Origin of the sequence: Streptomyces sp. NPDC053431, from assembly GCF_044544925.1 — a bacterium.
GTDB lineage: Bacteria > Actinomycetota > Actinomycetes > Streptomycetales > Streptomycetaceae > Streptomyces.
Genome location: NZ_JBITXX010000001.1, coordinates 689,457 through 704,805, shown reverse-complemented (window position 1 = coordinate 704,805; position 15,349 = coordinate 689,457). Strand labels below are relative to the sequence as shown.

Below are 15,349 nucleotides of genomic sequence, written 5' to 3'. Positions count from 1 at the left end.
CTACCGGCAGGTAGCTCCGCCGCGAGATCCGGAACAGGTGATTCGCGCCACGGCGGGGGCCCCGCCATACTGTCGCTCCGCCACCGCACGGAACGGGACCTCATGACCGCGGAAGACAGACCTGCGTCACCGCCCCTGACGGAGCGCCAGGAGGCGCGCCGCCGGCGCATCCTGCACGCCAGTGCGCAGCTCGCCGGGCGCGGCGGATTCGACGCCGTACAGATGCGGGAGGTCGCCGAGGCGGCCGGGGTGGCGCTCGGCACGCTCTACCGCTATTTCCCGTCCAAGATCCATCTGCTGGTCGCCACCATGCAGGACCAGCTCCAGCACATGCACACGACGCTGCGCAAGCGCCCGCCGGCCGGTGCGGACCCGGCGGAGCGGGTGGCGGAGACGCTCATGCGGGCCTTCCGGGCGCTGCAGCGGGAGCCGCAGCTCGCGGACGCGATGGTGCGCGCGCTGACCTTCGCGGACCGCAGCGTGAGTCCCGAGGTGGACACGGTGTCCCGGCTGACCACCGCGATCATCCTGGACGCGATGGGGGCGGAGCATCCGACGCCGGAGCAGCTGTCGGCGGTACGGGTGATCGAGCACACGTGGCACTCGGCGCTGATCACCTGGCTGTCCGGCCGGGCCTCGATCGCACAGGTGAAGATCGACATCGAGACGGTCTGCCGGCTGATCGAGCTGACCGCCCCGGCCGCCGCGCCCGGCGCGGGGGCCGGACGCGGCTGAGGTCACGACTTCTTGTTCTTCTCCAGGTCCGCCTTGAACAGCGCCTCGCACTCGGGCGTGGTGTCGCTGGCGATGAACATCACCATCTTCAGCATGCCCATGCTGTGGTCGCTGGCCTTCAGCTGCCAGGTGCCCTTGGTGAGGGTCTGGATCGTCGAGCCGCTCTGCGAGAAGGTCCGGCCGGTCTTCCAGCCGCCCTTGCCGAGGGCGCCGACCGTGTCCGTGTAGGACTTCTTCGGGTCGGCGGCCTTCTCGGCGTCGGCGGTCCACGAGACCATGCAGGTCTCCAGGCCGGCCGGCACCGGGTCGCCGGTGGCGTCCTGGACGAAGCCGGCGCCGGTCGCCGCGGTCTCGATCTCCGTCTTCACGGCGTCGGCGGTGAGGTCCTCGCCGCCCGCCTCCGCGCCGCCGGCCGAGCCCGCCGACGCCGAGCCGCCGGTCGTGGCGGCCGAACCGCCCTTGTCAGAACCGCCGTCGCTCCCACAACCCGCGACCAGCAACACCACACCGGCGGCCACGGCCACCCGCCCCATCGCCTTGCGCACAACTCTCCCAATTCAGCGCGCACGAAGGCCTCTTGCCCCCGTGATCAAGGGAGTAGTTTTGCATAAGGGAACGAAGCCTCCGTACACGGCCGCTCGGTGCGGCGGCCTCGCGCACAGCGATCCCCCTCCTGGCACGGGGAGTCGGATCACCCCCCGTGACCAAGGAAGGACCGTCTCACCCCGTCACGGGTCCTCGGGAGGAAACACCGGCTCGCCGCCCGCCGCCAGGGCGATCGAGATCGCCTCCACCGGGCAGCCCTCCGCCGCCGCGAGGACGCGCTCGTTGGCGTCCGACTCGGCTTCGCGCGGATGGGACTGACGGGCCGTGTCCAGGCGGAAGCCGTCGGGGGCGTGGTTCACGCACATGCCGGAGCCGATGCAGACGCTCCGGTCGACCTCCACGTGCCAGCGGTCCCCCATCACCGGCCCCCCGGCCCCTCGTAACCGGCCGGCAGGTGGATCATCTTGTGCTCCAGGTACTCGGAGAGGCCCTCGGGTCCGAACTCCCGTCCCACGCCGGAGTTCTTGTAGCCGCCGAAGGGGCCGAGCATGTCGAGACTGAAGGTGTTGACGTTGAAGGTGCCGGTGCGCACGCCGCGGGCGAAGTCGACGCCGTGCTCGACGTCGCCGGTCCAGACGCTGCCGGAGAGGCCGTAGTCGGAGTCGTTGGCGATCCGCAGGGCCTCGGCCTCGTCCCCGTACGGGAGGAGGCAGATGACCGGGCCGAAGATCTCCTCCTGGGCTATCCGCATCGAGTTGTCGACACCGCCGAAGAGGGTCGGCTCGACGTACCAGCCGCGGTCCAGGCCCGCCGGGCGGCCGCCGCCGGTGAGGACCTTGGCACCCTCGGCCTGGCCGATGCCGATGTAGTCGAGGGAGCGCTGCTGCTGGCGCCGGGCGACCAGCGGGCCGACCTGGGTGGCCGGGTCGAGCGGGTCGCCGACCACGAGCGCGCCGGCCGCCGCCGCGAAGGCCTCGGCGATCTCCTCGTAACGGGAGCGCGGCGCGAGGATGCGGGTCTGGGCGACGCAGGCCTGCCCGTTGTTCATCCAGGCGGCGGGGACGATCCCGGCGACGGTCGCGTCCAGGTCGGCGTCGGGCAGGATCACGGCGGCGGACTTGCCGCCGAGTTCGAGGGTGACCCGGGTGAGGTTGCGGGACGCGACCTCCATGACGCGCTTGCCGGCGCCGACCGAGCCGGTGAAGGAGACCTTGTCGACCCCGGGGTGCCCGACCAGGTACTCGCTGACCTCCCGGTCGGCGGGCAGGATCGACAGCACACCCTCCGGCAGCCCGGCCTCGGCCGCGATCTCGCCGAGGATGTACGAGTCGAGCGGCGACTCCGGCGAGGGCTTGAGGATCACCGTGCAGCCGGCCAGCAGCGCGGGTCCGAGCTTGGCGGCGGCGGTGAACTGCGGCACGTTCCACGGCACGACGGCCGCCACGACCCCGACCGGCTCGCGCCGCACGAGCAGCGGGCCGAGCACGCCCTGGCGCCGCTCCTCGTACGCGTACTCCCGGGCGACGGTGATCGCCGCGTCCCAGACCATCATCGCGCCGAGCGCCTGGGCGAGGACCGACCAGGAGTAGGGCGAGCCGTTCTGGGAGCTGATGGAACGGGCGATCTCCTCGTGCCGGACGGCGACGGCGTCCTTGATCCGGCCGACGACCTCGATCCGCTGCTCCAGCGTCATGCGCGGCCAGGGACCCTCGTCGAAGGCCCGCCGGGCGGCGGCGACGGCCCGGTCGACGTCGCCCTCGGCGGCGTGCGGGACCCGGCCGATGACCTCCTCGGTGTGCGGGGAGACCACCTCGATGACGCCGCTGCCGAGCGGGTCGGTCAACGTGCCGCCGATGAACAGTTTTCCGTGCTCCACAAGCTCGGTCATGACCGACTGCCTCCCGGAACCACGCAGCATCTGACTGTGTTTCAGAACTGACAGAACTGATACCAGTTCTAGTTCCGGGGCGCCAGGGCCGGAACGGCCGGAAGGCCTCCCCGAACGGGGAGGCCTTCCGGCGCGTCACCGGAGGATCACGGGTCCAGGGTGCCGAGCTCCCGGGTCAGGATGTCCTCGCCGTTCTGCTGGATGTGCAGGACGACGTTGGTGTACGTCAGGTGGAGCAGGTGCACCCGCCAGTTGCCGTTGGGGCACACCTCCCTGGCCGACGGGGTGTCGGGCGGCGGGAGCGACACGCCGGTGAAGGTGATCTGGCCGTTACGGGGCTGGATCGTCCTGGTCGGACCCACCACGTTCTGGGTCTCGGTGCCCTGACCGGGCGCGACGTTGCCACCCCGGTTGACGCACACGTACTCGGCGTCGACCGAGTCCGCCGTGAGGAAGGCGCCGGTCGGACTGTTGCCCAGGCCGGCCGCCTTGCCGCTGCAGCTGAGGCCGGCGGTGAGGGACTTGGTACAGGTGACCTCGCCGATGAAGTGAGGGCTTTGAGCCACGGCCGTCGACATGCCGGCGACGGTGACCGCCGCCGTCATGAGCGCGGTGGCGAAAGCACGACGCATGAAATCTCCGCTGGTGTGAACGGGTGCAACGGACAGGGATGCGGCGACGCACCCGATGGGAGCGGCCGCACGACATTCATGTCACGCCACGTAAGCGATTATGCGCAAATTACGACATTCGGGCGCGGAGAGCATCACTCCCGGTGACGGGTGACCAGACTCTCTGACGGATCGTCAGTTCTCGTTATAGTGGGCGACGGCCGTACCGGTACGCAGGGATGAGGACGCTCATGGCGCAGCTGACCGACACGGTGACCGACCACGGCGGAGGCGTCTGGTCCCTGAGGGTGCCCATCCCGGACAACCCCCTCGGCCACACCCTGGTCCACGTCGTCGACACCGACCGCGGCCCCGTGCTCGTCGACACCGGCTGGGACGATCCCGAGTCCTGGACGGAACTCGTGGGCGGGCTCGACGTGTTGGGCATCGGCGTACGGGACGTCCACGGCGTCGTCGTCACCCACCACCACCCCGACCACCACGGTCTCTCCGGCCGGGTCCGGGAGGAGTCCGGCGCCTGGATCGCCATGCACGCCGCCGACATCGCCGTCGTCCGCCGCACCCGTGACGCCGAGCCCGGCACCTGGCTCGACTACCTGGCCCGCAAACTCGCCGCCGTCGGCGCCCCCGAGGAGCACACCGCCCCGCTGCTCGCCGCCCGCGCCGCCGGCGGGCGGATGCGGACCCTGCCCGGACTGCGCTCCGCGCTGCCCGACCGCGAGATCGTCCCCGGCGAGCTCCTCGACCTGGCCGGCCGCCGCCTGCGCGCCGTATGGACCCCCGGTCACACCCCCGGCCACGTCTGCCTCCACCTGGAGGAGGCCCACCCGGCCGGGCTGCCCGGCCACGGCCGGCTCTTCTCCGGCGACCACCTGCTGCCCGGGATCAGCCCCCACATCGGCCTGTACGAGGACCCCGACGACTCCCCCGAGCTCTCCACTCCGTTCGAGCAGGGGGGACCCCCATCCGCCGCCGACCCGCTCGGCGACTACCTCGACTCCCTCGAACGCATCGGCCGGCTCGGCGTCGCCGAGGTCCTCCCCGCCCACCAGCACGCCTTCGCGGACGCGGCCGGCCGGGTCCGCGAGCTCCTGGCCCACCACGAGGAGCGCCTCGCCGGCCTCCTCGCGCTCCTCGCGAACCCGCTCACCCCGTGGCAGCTCGCCGAACGGATGGAGTGGAACCGCCCCTGGGACCGCATCCCGCACGGCTCCCGCAACATCGCCGTCAGCGAGGCGGAGGCGCACGTCCGCCGCCTGGTGAAGCTGGGCCGCGCGGAGCCGGTGGCGGGGACGGAGCCGGTGGCGTACGTGGCGGTCTGACCCCGCCTCCCGCCGGACCGCCCCGCGCCGACGCCCTCGCGGTGTGACGTACGGCTCCGGGAGCGGCGGAAGACCGGCCGGTAGACTCGGCGGTCGTCGTCATGCCCGTACAGGGGGAAGCCGGTGGAATTCCGGCGCTGACCCGCAGCCGTGACATGCCCGCGGGCATGGAGCCGGAATGCCCGGTACGGGACGTGAGCGCCGGCACCGTCGAGGAATACGGCGCCGGAGGCTGGCCCCCCGGGGTGCCGGTGTCCGGTGCCCGCAGGAGAGGGACCCATGATCAGCGTTCGCCGCGCCGCCGCCGCACTCGCGGCCGGTGCCGTGCTCAGCACCACCGCCGCCGGAGTGGCCGCCGCCGCGCCCTCGCCGACCCCCTCGCCCGTCAAGATCCCGGCCGGGCTCTACGGCACCACCGACCCGACGTACGACGGCGTCTGGCGCCAGTCGATGGCCTTCCTCGCCCAGCGCGGCTCCGGCATCCAGCCCGCCGACCAGGCCGTCGACTGGCTGCTCGGTCAGCAGTGCGCGAACGGCGCCTTCGCCTCGTACCGCCCCGACCCGGCCAAGGCCTGTGACGCCAGGACGATGCTCGACAGCAACGCCACCGCCGTCGCCGTGCAGGCGCTCATCGCGGTGAAGCGCCAGTCCGCCGACCCGGCCCGGACCGAGAAGGCCGCCAAGGCGGGCGCCGACTGGCTGAAGAGCGTCCAGAACAAGGACGGCGGCTGGAGCTACGTCCCCGGCGGCCCCAGCGACGCGAACTCCACCTCGATCGTGGTCGGCTCCTTCGCCTCCGCCGGCGTCCGGCCCGGCACCGTGACGTCCGCCGGCGGCAAGACGCCGTACGACGCCCTGCTCACCTTCGCCCTGCCCTGCACCGGACCCACCGTCAAGGACGGCGGCGCCGGCGCCTTCGCCTACCAGCCCGACAAGACCGGCAAGCTCCTCGCGAACGCCGACGCCACCGCCGCCGCGACCCTCGCCGGGCTCGGCAAGGGCATCACCGCCCGCGGCGCGCAGCCCGAGCAGCCGCCGGTCTGCACCGACCTGCCCAGGCCGACCGCCGAGCGGGCCGCCCTCAACGGCGCCTCCTACCTCGCGGCGCAGCTCGCCAGGACCGGTCACCTGAACGTCCCCCCGATGCCGGGCTCCACCGAGACCGCCGAGCTGCCCGACTACGGCAACACCGCCGACGCGGTCGTGGCGCTGGCCGCCGCCGGGGCGAAGAAGGAGGCCACCGGGGCGCTCACCTGGCTGGAGAACAACTCCGCCACCTGGGCGAAGACGAGCGGCCCGGCCGCCTACGCGCAGCTGGTGTTCGCCGCGCACGCCATGGACACCGACCCCCGCAGCTTCGGCAAGGCCGACCTCCTGGAGCAGCTGAACGCCACCGGCCCCGCCCCCAAGGCCCCCGACAACTCGCAGGCCTCCGCCGGCGCCGACGACGAGTCCGGCTTCGACGTGTGGTGGATCATCGGCATCGGCATGGTCGTCGGCGTCGGCATCGGCTTCCTCCTGAGCGGCCGCAAGAAGTGAACCCGCTGCGCAAGCCGGCGCCGGGCGGGCGCGGTCCGGACGGGCGCACGCCGGGCGGGCGCGCTCAGGGCAGGCGCACGCCGGGCAGGCTCGTCGCGGGCGTGGGCGCCGCGTTCCTGACGCTCGCCGTGGCGGCGCCGGCCGAGGCAGCCGGCTATCGGTACTGGTCCTTCTGGGAGAACCAGGGCAAGGAGTGGGGGTACGCCACCCAGGGCCCGGCGACCGCCCGGCCCGCCGACGGCGACGTCATCGGCTTCCGCTTCTCGGTCAGCAAGGACTCCGGCGACGCGAGCCAACCGTCCGCGGCACCGGACTTCGCGACGGTCTGCTCGGGCGTGGCGAAGAAGGACGGGCGGAAGCGGGTCGCGGTCGTCGTCGACTTCGGCGTCCCGGCCGACGCCCCGCCCGGCGAGACCCCGCCGAAGCCGGTCCTCGAGGTCGGCTGCCCCGAGGTCCGCGAGGACGCCACCGCCGCGGAGGCCCTGGCGGCGGTCGCCAAGCCGCTGCGCTACGACAGCAACGCGCTGCTGTGCGGGATCGCGGGCTACCCGGCGAAGGGCTGCGGCGAGCAGGTCGCCCTGCCGGCGGAGCAGCCGAGCGGTACGGCGCGGCCGTCGGCGACCGCTTCCGGTACGCCCACGGGGTCGGAGACCGGGACGGGCAAGGGAACCGGAACCGTGGCCGGGACCGCGTCCGACTCCGGCTCGAACTCCGGCTCCGGTTCGGGCGGCCCGTCCGTGGGCCTCGTCGCGGGCGGCGCCGCGGTGCTCCTCCTCGGCACGGCGGGCGTCGTGCGGGCCCGCCGCCGTCGCGGATGACACCGGAGGCCCGACCGACCCCGGACCGACCGGCCGCGGAGGACCGAGCGACCGCGGAACACCGGTCGGCCACGGACCACCGGGCTACCCCGGAGGACCGACCGACCCCGGAGCCGTCCCGCCGCATCACGTCCCCGAGGGCCGGTCGCCCCGGCGAGTCCCCGGACCCCGCTCGCCCCGCCGTGTCCCCGGGGCCCGTTCGCCCCCTCTCCCGCCTTCGCGCGCCCGAAGCGAGCCGTTCCAACGCCCTGCACCCGGGAGCCTGGTGGCTCTGGGCGCTGGGCCTGGCCGTGGCCGCTTCCCGGACCACCAATCCGCTGCTCCTCGGCCTGATCGTGGGCGTCGCGGGCTACGTCGTCGCGGCCCGCCGGACGGATGCGCCCTGGGCCCGCTCGTACGGCGCCTTCGTGAAGCTCGGGCTGTTCGTCGTCGCGCTGCGCATGGTGTTCTCCCTGCTCCTCGGCTCGCCGATCCCCGGCTTCCACGTGCTCTTCACGCTGCCCGAAGTGCCCCTGCCCGACTGGATGCAGGGCGTCCGGATCGGCGGCCGGGTCAGCGCCGAGCAGCTGGTCTTCGCCCTCTACGACGGACTGAAGCTGGCCGCGCTCCTCATCTGCGTGGGCGCGGCGAACGCGCTCGCCAACCCGGCCCGGCTGCTCAAGTCGCTGCCGGGCGCGCTGTACGAGGCGGGGGTGGCGGTCGTCGTCGCGATGACCTTCGCGCCGAACCTGGTCGCCGACGTGGTGCGCCTGCGCACCGCCCGCCGGCTCCGCGGGCGTCCCACGGGCGGGGTGCGCGCGCTGCTGCAGATCGGCCTGCCGGTGCTGGAGGGAGCGCTGGAGCGTTCGGTGGCGGTGGCGGCGTCGATGGACGCGCGCGGTTACGGCCGCACGGCACAGGTGCCGCCCGCGGTACGGCGGACGACGAACGTCCTGACGCTCGGAGGGCTGCTCGGTGTGTGCGCCGGCTCGTACGGGCTGCTCGCCGCGGAGGGCGCGGGCTACGGGCTCCCGCTGCTGGCGGCCGGGCTTCTCGCGGCCGTCGCCGGGCTGCGGCTCGGCGGCCGGCGCACGGTCCGTACCCGCTACCGGCCCGACCGGTGGGGGGTACGGGCCTGGCTGGTCGCCGCTTCGGGTGTCGCGGTGGCCGTCCTGGTGATCCTGACGGGCGCGTCCGTACCGGGGGTGATGCACCCCGGAGTCGTCCCCCTGGAGGCGCCCGCGCTGCCGGTGTGGCCGGCGGTGTCCGTGCTGCTGGGCCTGCTGCCGGCCTTCGTGGCCCCCGTACCCGAGGAGAGTCCGCGCCCGTGATCCGCTTCGAGAACGTGTCGGTGACCTACGACGGCGAGGCCGAGCCCACGCTGAAGGACGTCGACCTGACCGTGCCCGAGGGCGAGCTGGTGCTGCTCGTCGGGCCGTCCGGGGTCGGCAAGTCGACCCTGCTCGGTGCCGTGTCCGGGCTGGTCCCGCACTTCACCGGCGGCACCCTGCGGGGCCGGGTCACGGTCGACGGGCGGGACACGCGCAGCCACCCGCCGCGCGAACTCGCCGACGTCGTCGGCACGGTGGGCCAGGACCCGGCGGCCCACTTCGTCACGGACACGGTCGAGGACGAGCTCGCCTACGGCATGGAGTCGCTGGGGCTCGCGCCGTCCGTGATGCGCCGCCGGGTCGAGGAGACGCTGGACCTCCTCGGCCTCGCCGAACTGCGCGACCGTCCGATCGCGACGCTCTCCGGCGGCCAGCAGCAGCGCGTCGCGATCGGCTCGGTGCTCACGCCGCACCCCAGGGTCCTCGTCCTGGACGAGCCCACGTCGGCGCTCGACCCCTCGGCCGCGGAGGACGTCCTGGCCGTCCTGCAGCGTCTGGTCCACGACCTCGGCACGACGGTCCTCATGGCGGAGCACCGCCTGGAGCGGGTGGTCCAGTACGCGGACCAGGTCCTCCTCCTGCCGGAGGCGACGATGGGCCCGCCCGCCGACATGATGGCCGCCTCCCCCGTGCACCCCCCGGTCGTCGCCCTCGGCCGACTGGCGGGCTGGCACCCCCTTCCCCTGACCGTCCGCGACGCCCGCCGCGCGGCGGGCCCGCTGAAGGAGCGACTGGCGGGGTCGGCCGGCCGGGCACCGCGCGGGGACTCCGCCTCTGACCTCGACCGGCCCACGGCGCCCGCGGCCGTCCCCTCCGACGCCGGACGGACCGATCCGAAGGAGCGGGGCAAGGGGAGGTTCCTCTTCCGGGGGCGGCGTGGCGGCGAGAGGGCCTCGTCCGCCACCGCACCCCTCGTCCACGCCGACCGTCTCGCCGTCCGGCGTGGCCGCGTGGAGGCGCTGCGGGGCGTCGACCTGCGCGTCGAGGCCGGGGAGACGGTCGCGCTCATGGGGCGGAACGGGGCCGGCAAGTCGACGCTGCTCGGCACGCTGGTCGGCATGATCCCGCCGACGGCCGGCACCGTGCGCGTCGCGGGACTGGTCCCGCACGACACGGATCCGCGGATGCTCATCCGGCAGGTCGGGCTCGTGCCGCAGGAGCCGCGGGACCTGCTGTACGCGGACACCGTGGCGGCCGAGTGCGCCGCGGCGGACGCGGACGCCGGGGCCGAGCCGGGGAGCTGCCGGGCGCTGGTGTCGGAGCTGCTGCCGGGGGTCGCGGACGGGACGCATCCCCGCGACCTGTCCGAGGGACAGCGGCTCACCCTCGCGCTCGCCGTGGTCCTGACCGCCCGCCCGCCGCTGCTGCTGCTCGACGAGCCGACCCGCGGTCTCGACTACGCGGCGAAGGCCCGCCTGGTCGCCCACCTGCGCGGGCTCGCCGCCGACGGGCACGCCGTCGTGCTCGCCACGCACGACGTGGAGCTGGCGGCGGAGCTCGCGCACCGTGTGGTGATCGTCGCGGGGGGTGAGGTCGTCGCGGACGGTCCGACGGCCGAGGTGGTCGTGTCCTCCCCGGCGTTCTCCCCTCAGGTGGCGAAGGTCCTCGCCCCGGAGCCCTGGCTCACCGTCGAGCAGGTGGAGAAGGCAGTGGGGAAGGCGGCGGAGACGGCGGCGGAAGGGGGTGCGTCGTGACGGCGGTCGGCAGGCCGATCCGGCTCGGGCCGCGCTCCGTCGCCGCGCTCGTCCTCGTCTCCGTCGTCGGGCTGGTCGCCATCGGCTGGCCGCTGTTCGCCGACGCCGGTTCCGCGCTGACCGACCACGCCGCCGACGCGCCGTGGTTCTTCGCCCTCCTCCTGCCCCTCCTCATCGCCGTCGTCGTGGCGACGATCGCCGACTGCGGCATGGACGCGAAGGCGGTCGCGATGCTGGGGGTGCTGGCCGCCGTGGGGGCGGCCCTGCGGCCGCTGGGGGCCGGGACGGCCGGCCTGGAGCCGATGTTCTTCCTGATGGTGCTGAGCGGGCGGGTGCTCGGACCGGGCTTCGGCTTCGTGCTCGGCGCGGTGACGATGTTCGCGTCCGCCCTGCTCACCGGCGGGGTGGGGCCGTGGATGCCTACGCAGATGCTGGCGATGGGCTGGTTCGCGATGGGCGCCGGCCTCCTGCCGGCGGGCGTCCGGGGCCGGGCCGAGCGGCTGATGCTGTCCGCGTACGGCTTCGTGGCGGCGTTCGCGTACGGCACGGTCACCAACCTCTACGGCTGGGTCACCGTCGGTGGCATCGGACAGGGGATCTCCTTCCGGCCGGGTGAGCCGGCGCACGAGAACCTGGTCCGCTTCCTGGCCTTCGTGGCCGCCACCTCCCTCGGCTGGGACCTGGGCCGCGCCGTCCTCACCGTCGTCCTCACCCTGACCGTCGGCGGCGCCCTCCTGAAGGCGCTCCGGCGGGCCACCCGACGCGCGAACTTCGAGGCCCAGGTCACATTCCAGGCCTCCGAGAGGGCCCTCCAGGGTGAGGCCCCTCATAGGACCCACGTCACGTACGAAGGGAAATAGGAGACCCGGCAAGCCGGTCAAATCACCCCATACACCGACTTGACCTGCGGAAAAGGGGGCGGGACCGGGGCCGGGACCTCCGGCCGGTGTCCGAAGCCTCCTCGTACAGGGGGTCGTTGCATCGCCGGTCCGGGCCTGTTTCTCTGGTGGACGTCGCCAGGCAGCCGGTGCTCAGCGAAGCACCACGGCAGGCCGGTTCCCCCCAGTTCCCGGGACTCCCGGGCCCTGGTTCCGGCATGCCGAAAACGCCCGGCGCGACCCCAGTCCCCGACGTTAGGTATGACGTTTTGTTCCGCTCGATCGCCACTCGTGTCAACTCCCGCAAGAAGACCTTCGCCGTCTCCGCCGCCGTCCTCCTCGGCGCGTCCGGCGCGGTGCTCGGCACGACGGGTACGGCCTCGGCCGCCACGGAGCAGGAGATCGCCCGCCAGATCGTCCCGCCGTCGCAGTTCGCGGCCTTCAGCAAGATCGTCGAGCACGAGTCCGGCTGGAACCACACCGCCACCAACTCCTCCAGCGGCGCCTACGGCCTCGTCCAGGCCCTCCCGGGCTCGAAGATGGCTTCGGCCGGTGCCGACTGGAAGACGAACCCCGCCACGCAGATCAAGTGGGGTCTCAAGTACATGAACGAGCGCTACGGCTCCCCGAACGCCGCCTGGGCCTTCTGGCAGACCCACGGCTGGTACTAAGCCGAACCTGGCCGCCGGGCCGGACCGCGCACCGCGCACAGGCAGACGTCGCAAGGCCCCGCCCTCCTCACGGAGGGGCGGGGCCTGCGGCGTTCTCACGCGCCGAGCAGCATCCTGACCTGCGGCCACAGCCCGTCGAGGACCGCCGGGTCGTTCTTGAGCTTGGCGAGCAGCACGAGTCCTTCGAGCTGGGCGACGATCGCCCGGGCGAGCGGCGTCCCGGCGCGGTCGGCCGGGATCGCGCCCTCCTCGGCCGCCTCCGCCAGCACGCCGGCGATCAGCTCGATCTGCTCGTCGAAGATCGCGTCGAGGCGGTCCCGCACGTCCGGCTCCTGAGTGCTGAGCTCCAGGGCCAGGTTGCCGAGGAGGCAGCCGTCGACGGTGCCGGTCTCCTCCTTGCCCCGCCGCTGCAGGGCGGAGGCCCGTTCGAGCAGGGTCCGCAGCCGGTCCAGGGCGGGGGCGGAGGCGGTCAGGCCGGCCGTCCAGGCCGCCCGCTCCTCGCGCCAGTAGGCGTCCAGGACCTCGACGGTCAGGGCCTGCTTCGACTCGAAGAAGTAGTAGAAGCTGCCCTTCTTCACGTCGGCGCGGGCGCAGATCTCGGCGACGCCGAGGCTGCCGTAGCCGCGGCCGCGCAGGAGCTCGCCGGTGACGTCGACGAGCCGTTCCTTCGCCGTGCTGGTGCGTCCCATGCGCTCACTATACGAGCGGTCAACTATGCGTGACGGCCGGGGTGGAATTTTAGTTGACCGGTCGTCTAGTGTTCCTGCTCGTCGGCGGGCGCCCGAGCCCGCCGCGAACCAGGAGGCCCGTCCCATGGCTGCATCCGCGTTCCCCCCGATCGGCGCCACCGCCCCGACCGGCGCCGTTGTCCCCACCCGCGCCGCCGCCCCGATCCGCGCCGTCGCCGTCCCGGACGGCGACGGCGGCACCCGGCGGGCGGCGGGGCCGATCGCTTCGGCGGAGGTGGCGGCGTGAGGCCCGGGCGGCTCGGCGAGCTGCTCCCCCTCGACCTGCCGATCGTGCAAGGCCCGTTCGGCGGCGGACTGTCCTCGGTGGAGCTGACCGTCGCGGTCTCGGAGGGCGGCGGGCTCGGCTCGTACGGGGCCCATGTCCTGGCGCCGGAGGGGATCAGCACCCTGGTCGCCCGGCTGAAGGCGGCCACGGACCGGCCCTTCGCGGTGAACCTGTGGGTGCCGCAGGAGGGCGAGGGCGCCGGCCCCCTCGACCTCGCGGCTCACACCGAACGGCTCCGCCCGTACTACGCGGAGCTCGGCGTCACCGCGCCGACCGCCGCCGAGCACGCCGCGTGGCCGGACTTCGACGCCCAGCTCGACGCACTCCTCGCCGCCGCCCCGCCCGCCGTCAGCCTGGTCATGGGGCTGCCGCCGGTCCGTCTGGTGACGGAGGCGCGGCGGCGCGGGATCGTCCTGATCGGTACGGCGACCACGGTGGCGGAGGCCGTCGCCCTCGAAGCGGCCGGGGTGGACGCGGTGGTCGCCTCCGGCAGTGACGCCGGAGGCCACCGGGGCGCGTTCCTGCGACCCGTACGGGAGTCCCTGGTCGGCACCTTCTCGCTGGTCCCGCAGGTGGTGGACGCGGTCGCGGTGCCGGTCGTCGCGGCGGGCGGCATCGCCGACGGGCGGGGGGTCGCCGCCGCCCTCGCCCTCGGTGCCGACGCGGTCCAGATCGGCACCGGCTTCCTGGCCGCCCGCGAGTCGGGCGCGAGCCCCGCGCACCGCCGCGCGCTCGGCACCCCGGAGGCCCGTACGACGGTGTTGACCAGGCTGTTCTCCGGCCGCACGGCGCGGGGCATCCCCAATCGCTTCGTACGGGAGATGGCGGCCCACGAGGAGCACGTACCGCCGTATCCGCTGCAGAACGTGCTGATGCGGCCCATCCGGCGGGCCGCGGCGGAGCAGGAGCGCCCGGAGTACCTGAACCTGTGGGCCGGCCAGGCGGCGGGGCTCAGCCGGCCCGGCGTGGCGGCGGCGGAGTTCCTGGCGGCGCTCGCGGCGGACGCGGACGGGCGGGGCGCCGGCCCCGCCGGCCCGGCTCCGGCTACAGCCGCTGGATGATCGTCCCGGTCGCCAGCGCGCCGCCCGCGCACATCGTGATCAGCGCGAACTCCTTGTCCGTGCGTTCGAGCTCGTGCAGCGCGGTGGTGATCAGCCGGGCGCCGGTGGCGCCGACGGGGTGGCCGAGGGCGATGGCGCCGCCGTTGACGTTGACCCTCTCCAGGTCCTGGTCGAAGACCTGCGCCCAGCTCAGCACCACCGACGCGAAGGCCTCGTTGATCTCGACGAGGTCGATGTCCTTGAGCGACATGCCGGCCTTGCCGAGCACCGCGCGGGTCGCGTCGACGGGACCGTCGAGGTGGTAGTGCGGGTCGGCGCCGACCAGGGCCTGGGCGACGATCCGGGCCCTCGGCCGCAGCTTCAGGGCGCGGGCCATGCGCTTGGAGGCCCACATGAGGGCGGAGGCGCCGTCGGAGATCTGCGAGGAGTTCCCGGCGGTGTGGATCGCGGTCGGCATGACCGGCTTGAGCCTTGCCAGGGCCTCCATGCTGGTGTCGCGCAGTCCCTCGTCGCGGTCGACGAGCCGCCACATGCCCTGCCCGGCGTGCTGCTCCTCCTCGGTCGTCGGGACCTGGACGGCGAAGGTCTCGCGCTTGAAGCGCTCCTCGGACCAGGCCGCGGCGGCGCGTTCCTGGGAGAGCAGGCCGAGGGAGTCGACGCGTTCACGCGTGAGGCCGCGGTTGCGGGCGATGCGCTCGGCGGCCTCGAACTGGTTGGGCAGGTCGACGTTCCACTCGTCGGGGAACGGCTTGCCCGGGCCGTGCTTCGAGCCCGAGCCGAGCGGCACCCGGGACATGGCCTCGACGCCGCAGGAGATGCCGATGTCGATGACGCCGGCGGCGACCATGTTGGCCACCATGTGGCTCGCCTGCTGCGAGGATCCGCACTGGCAGTCGACGGTGGTGGCGGCGGTCTCGTAGGGGAGCCCCATGGCGAGCCAGGCGGTGCGGGCGGGGTTCATGGACTGCTCGCCGGCGTGGGTGACGGTGCCGCCGACGATCTGCTCGACGCAGTCGGCGTGGATGCCGGTGCGGCCGAGGAGTTCACGGTAGGTCTCGCCGAGCAGGTAGGCGGGGTGGAGGTTGGCGAGCGCGCCTCCGCGCCTGCCGATGGGCGTGCGTACGGCTTCGACGATGACGGGTTCCGCGGCCATGAGCTCGTCCTCTCCTCGCCCGGCGGGG

16 protein-coding genes and 1 riboswitch are annotated in these 15,349 nt (G+C 73.8%); of the genes, 10 read left to right on the top strand and 6 right to left on the bottom strand.

The features are described 5' to 3' along the window. Positions 1-102: 102 nt before the first annotated feature. The gene (locus ACIGXE_RS03065; protein ID WP_399742112.1) at positions 103-735 is read left to right on the top strand and encodes a TetR family transcriptional regulator; all 633 of its coding nucleotides are present in this window, start codon (positions 103-105) and stop codon (positions 733-735) included. 2 nt (positions 736-737) lie between these two features. Here ACIGXE_RS03065 and ACIGXE_RS03060 read toward each other — a convergent pair whose 3' ends face one another. From ACIGXE_RS03060 to ACIGXE_RS03045, 4 genes are all read right to left on the bottom strand, one after another. Further along, on the bottom strand, positions 738-1,280 hold the full coding sequence (locus ACIGXE_RS03060; protein WP_399742109.1) for a hypothetical protein: 543 nt from the start codon (positions 1,278-1,280) through the stop codon (positions 738-740). Positions 1,281-1,463: 183 nt separating this feature from the next. Beyond that, entirely contained in the window at positions 1,464-1,700 is a 237-nt protein-coding gene (locus tag ACIGXE_RS03055; RefSeq protein WP_399742106.1) for a ferredoxin, read from the bottom strand. Continuing rightward, positions 1,700-3,169 (bottom strand): aldehyde dehydrogenase, encoded by a 1,470-nt coding sequence (locus tag ACIGXE_RS03050; RefSeq protein ID WP_399742103.1) that lies wholly within the window; start codon positions 3,167-3,169, stop codon positions 1,700-1,702. Before ACIGXE_RS03050 ends, ACIGXE_RS03055 begins: the two co-directional genes overlap by 1 nt. A 146-nt stretch (positions 3,170-3,315) precedes the next feature. After that, on the bottom strand, positions 3,316-3,801 hold the full coding sequence (locus ACIGXE_RS03045; protein WP_399742100.1) for a hypothetical protein: 486 nt from the start codon (positions 3,799-3,801) through the stop codon (positions 3,316-3,318). A gap of 230 nt (positions 3,802-4,031) precedes the next feature. On the opposite strand from ACIGXE_RS03045, the gene ACIGXE_RS03040 reads away from it, so the two are divergent. The 7 genes from ACIGXE_RS03040 to ACIGXE_RS03010 all read left to right on the top strand — a co-directional run bounded on the left by ACIGXE_RS03040 (position 4,032) and on the right by ACIGXE_RS03010 (position 12,093). Then, on the top strand, positions 4,032-5,123 hold the full coding sequence (locus tag ACIGXE_RS03040; protein ID WP_399742097.1) for an MBL fold metallo-hydrolase: 1,092 nt from the start codon (positions 4,032-4,034) through the stop codon (positions 5,121-5,123). Between the two features lie 111 nt (positions 5,124-5,234). After that, positions 5,235-5,307, top strand: a riboswitch (cobalamin riboswitch). 98 nt (positions 5,308-5,405) lie between these two features. After that, positions 5,406-6,662 (top strand): prenyltransferase/squalene oxidase repeat-containing protein, encoded by a 1,257-nt coding sequence (locus ACIGXE_RS03035; protein WP_399743715.1) that lies wholly within the window; start codon positions 5,406-5,408, stop codon positions 6,660-6,662. Between the two features lie 101 nt (positions 6,663-6,763). Continuing rightward, complete coding sequence (locus tag ACIGXE_RS03030; protein WP_399742095.1) at positions 6,764-7,480, top strand: SCO2322 family protein; 717 nt, start codon at positions 6,764-6,766, stop codon at positions 7,478-7,480. A gap of 182 nt (positions 7,481-7,662) precedes the next feature. Beyond that, complete coding sequence (locus ACIGXE_RS03025; protein ID WP_399742092.1) at positions 7,663-8,790, top strand: energy-coupling factor transporter transmembrane component T; 1,128 nt, start codon at positions 7,663-7,665, stop codon at positions 8,788-8,790. After that, the gene (locus tag ACIGXE_RS03020; protein ID WP_399742089.1) at positions 8,787-10,544 is read left to right on the top strand and encodes an ABC transporter ATP-binding protein; all 1,758 of its coding nucleotides are present in this window, start codon (positions 8,787-8,789) and stop codon (positions 10,542-10,544) included. The genes ACIGXE_RS03025 and ACIGXE_RS03020 overlap by 4 nt, the downstream gene beginning before the upstream one ends. Then, positions 10,541-11,404: an ECF transporter S component gene (locus tag ACIGXE_RS03015; RefSeq protein ID WP_399742087.1), complete on the top strand. Its 864-nt coding sequence runs from the start codon at positions 10,541-10,543 to the stop codon at positions 11,402-11,404. The genes ACIGXE_RS03020 and ACIGXE_RS03015 overlap by 4 nt, the downstream gene beginning before the upstream one ends. Before the next feature lie 287 nt (positions 11,405-11,691). Then, on the top strand, positions 11,692-12,093 hold the full coding sequence (locus ACIGXE_RS03010; RefSeq protein ID WP_399742084.1) for a transglycosylase SLT domain-containing protein: 402 nt from the start codon (positions 11,692-11,694) through the stop codon (positions 12,091-12,093). A gap of 95 nt (positions 12,094-12,188) precedes the next feature. Here the strand turns inward: ACIGXE_RS03010 and ACIGXE_RS03005 are convergent, their stop codons facing one another. Then, on the bottom strand, positions 12,189-12,782 hold the full coding sequence (locus ACIGXE_RS03005) for a TetR/AcrR family transcriptional regulator (RefSeq protein WP_399742081.1): 594 nt from the start codon (positions 12,780-12,782) through the stop codon (positions 12,189-12,191). A gap of 124 nt (positions 12,783-12,906) precedes the next feature. Between ACIGXE_RS03005 and ACIGXE_RS03000 the strand changes: the two genes are divergently transcribed. Then, positions 12,907-13,068 carry a hypothetical protein gene (locus tag ACIGXE_RS03000; protein WP_399742078.1) on the top strand — a complete coding sequence of 54 codons (162 nt, stop codon included), beginning with the start codon at positions 12,907-12,909 and terminating at the stop codon, positions 13,066-13,068. Further along, positions 13,065-14,168: an NAD(P)H-dependent flavin oxidoreductase gene (locus ACIGXE_RS02995; protein ID WP_399742075.1), complete on the top strand. Its 1,104-nt coding sequence runs from the start codon at positions 13,065-13,067 to the stop codon at positions 14,166-14,168. The genes ACIGXE_RS03000 and ACIGXE_RS02995 overlap by 4 nt, the downstream gene beginning before the upstream one ends. Here ACIGXE_RS02995 and ACIGXE_RS02990 read toward each other — a convergent pair. Beyond that, positions 14,152-15,321 (bottom strand): steroid 3-ketoacyl-CoA thiolase, encoded by a 1,170-nt coding sequence (locus ACIGXE_RS02990; RefSeq protein WP_399742071.1) that lies wholly within the window; start codon positions 15,319-15,321, stop codon positions 14,152-14,154. The two genes, ACIGXE_RS02995 and ACIGXE_RS02990, sit on opposite strands and share 17 nt — an antisense overlap. Positions 15,322-15,349 lie beyond the last annotated feature (28 nt).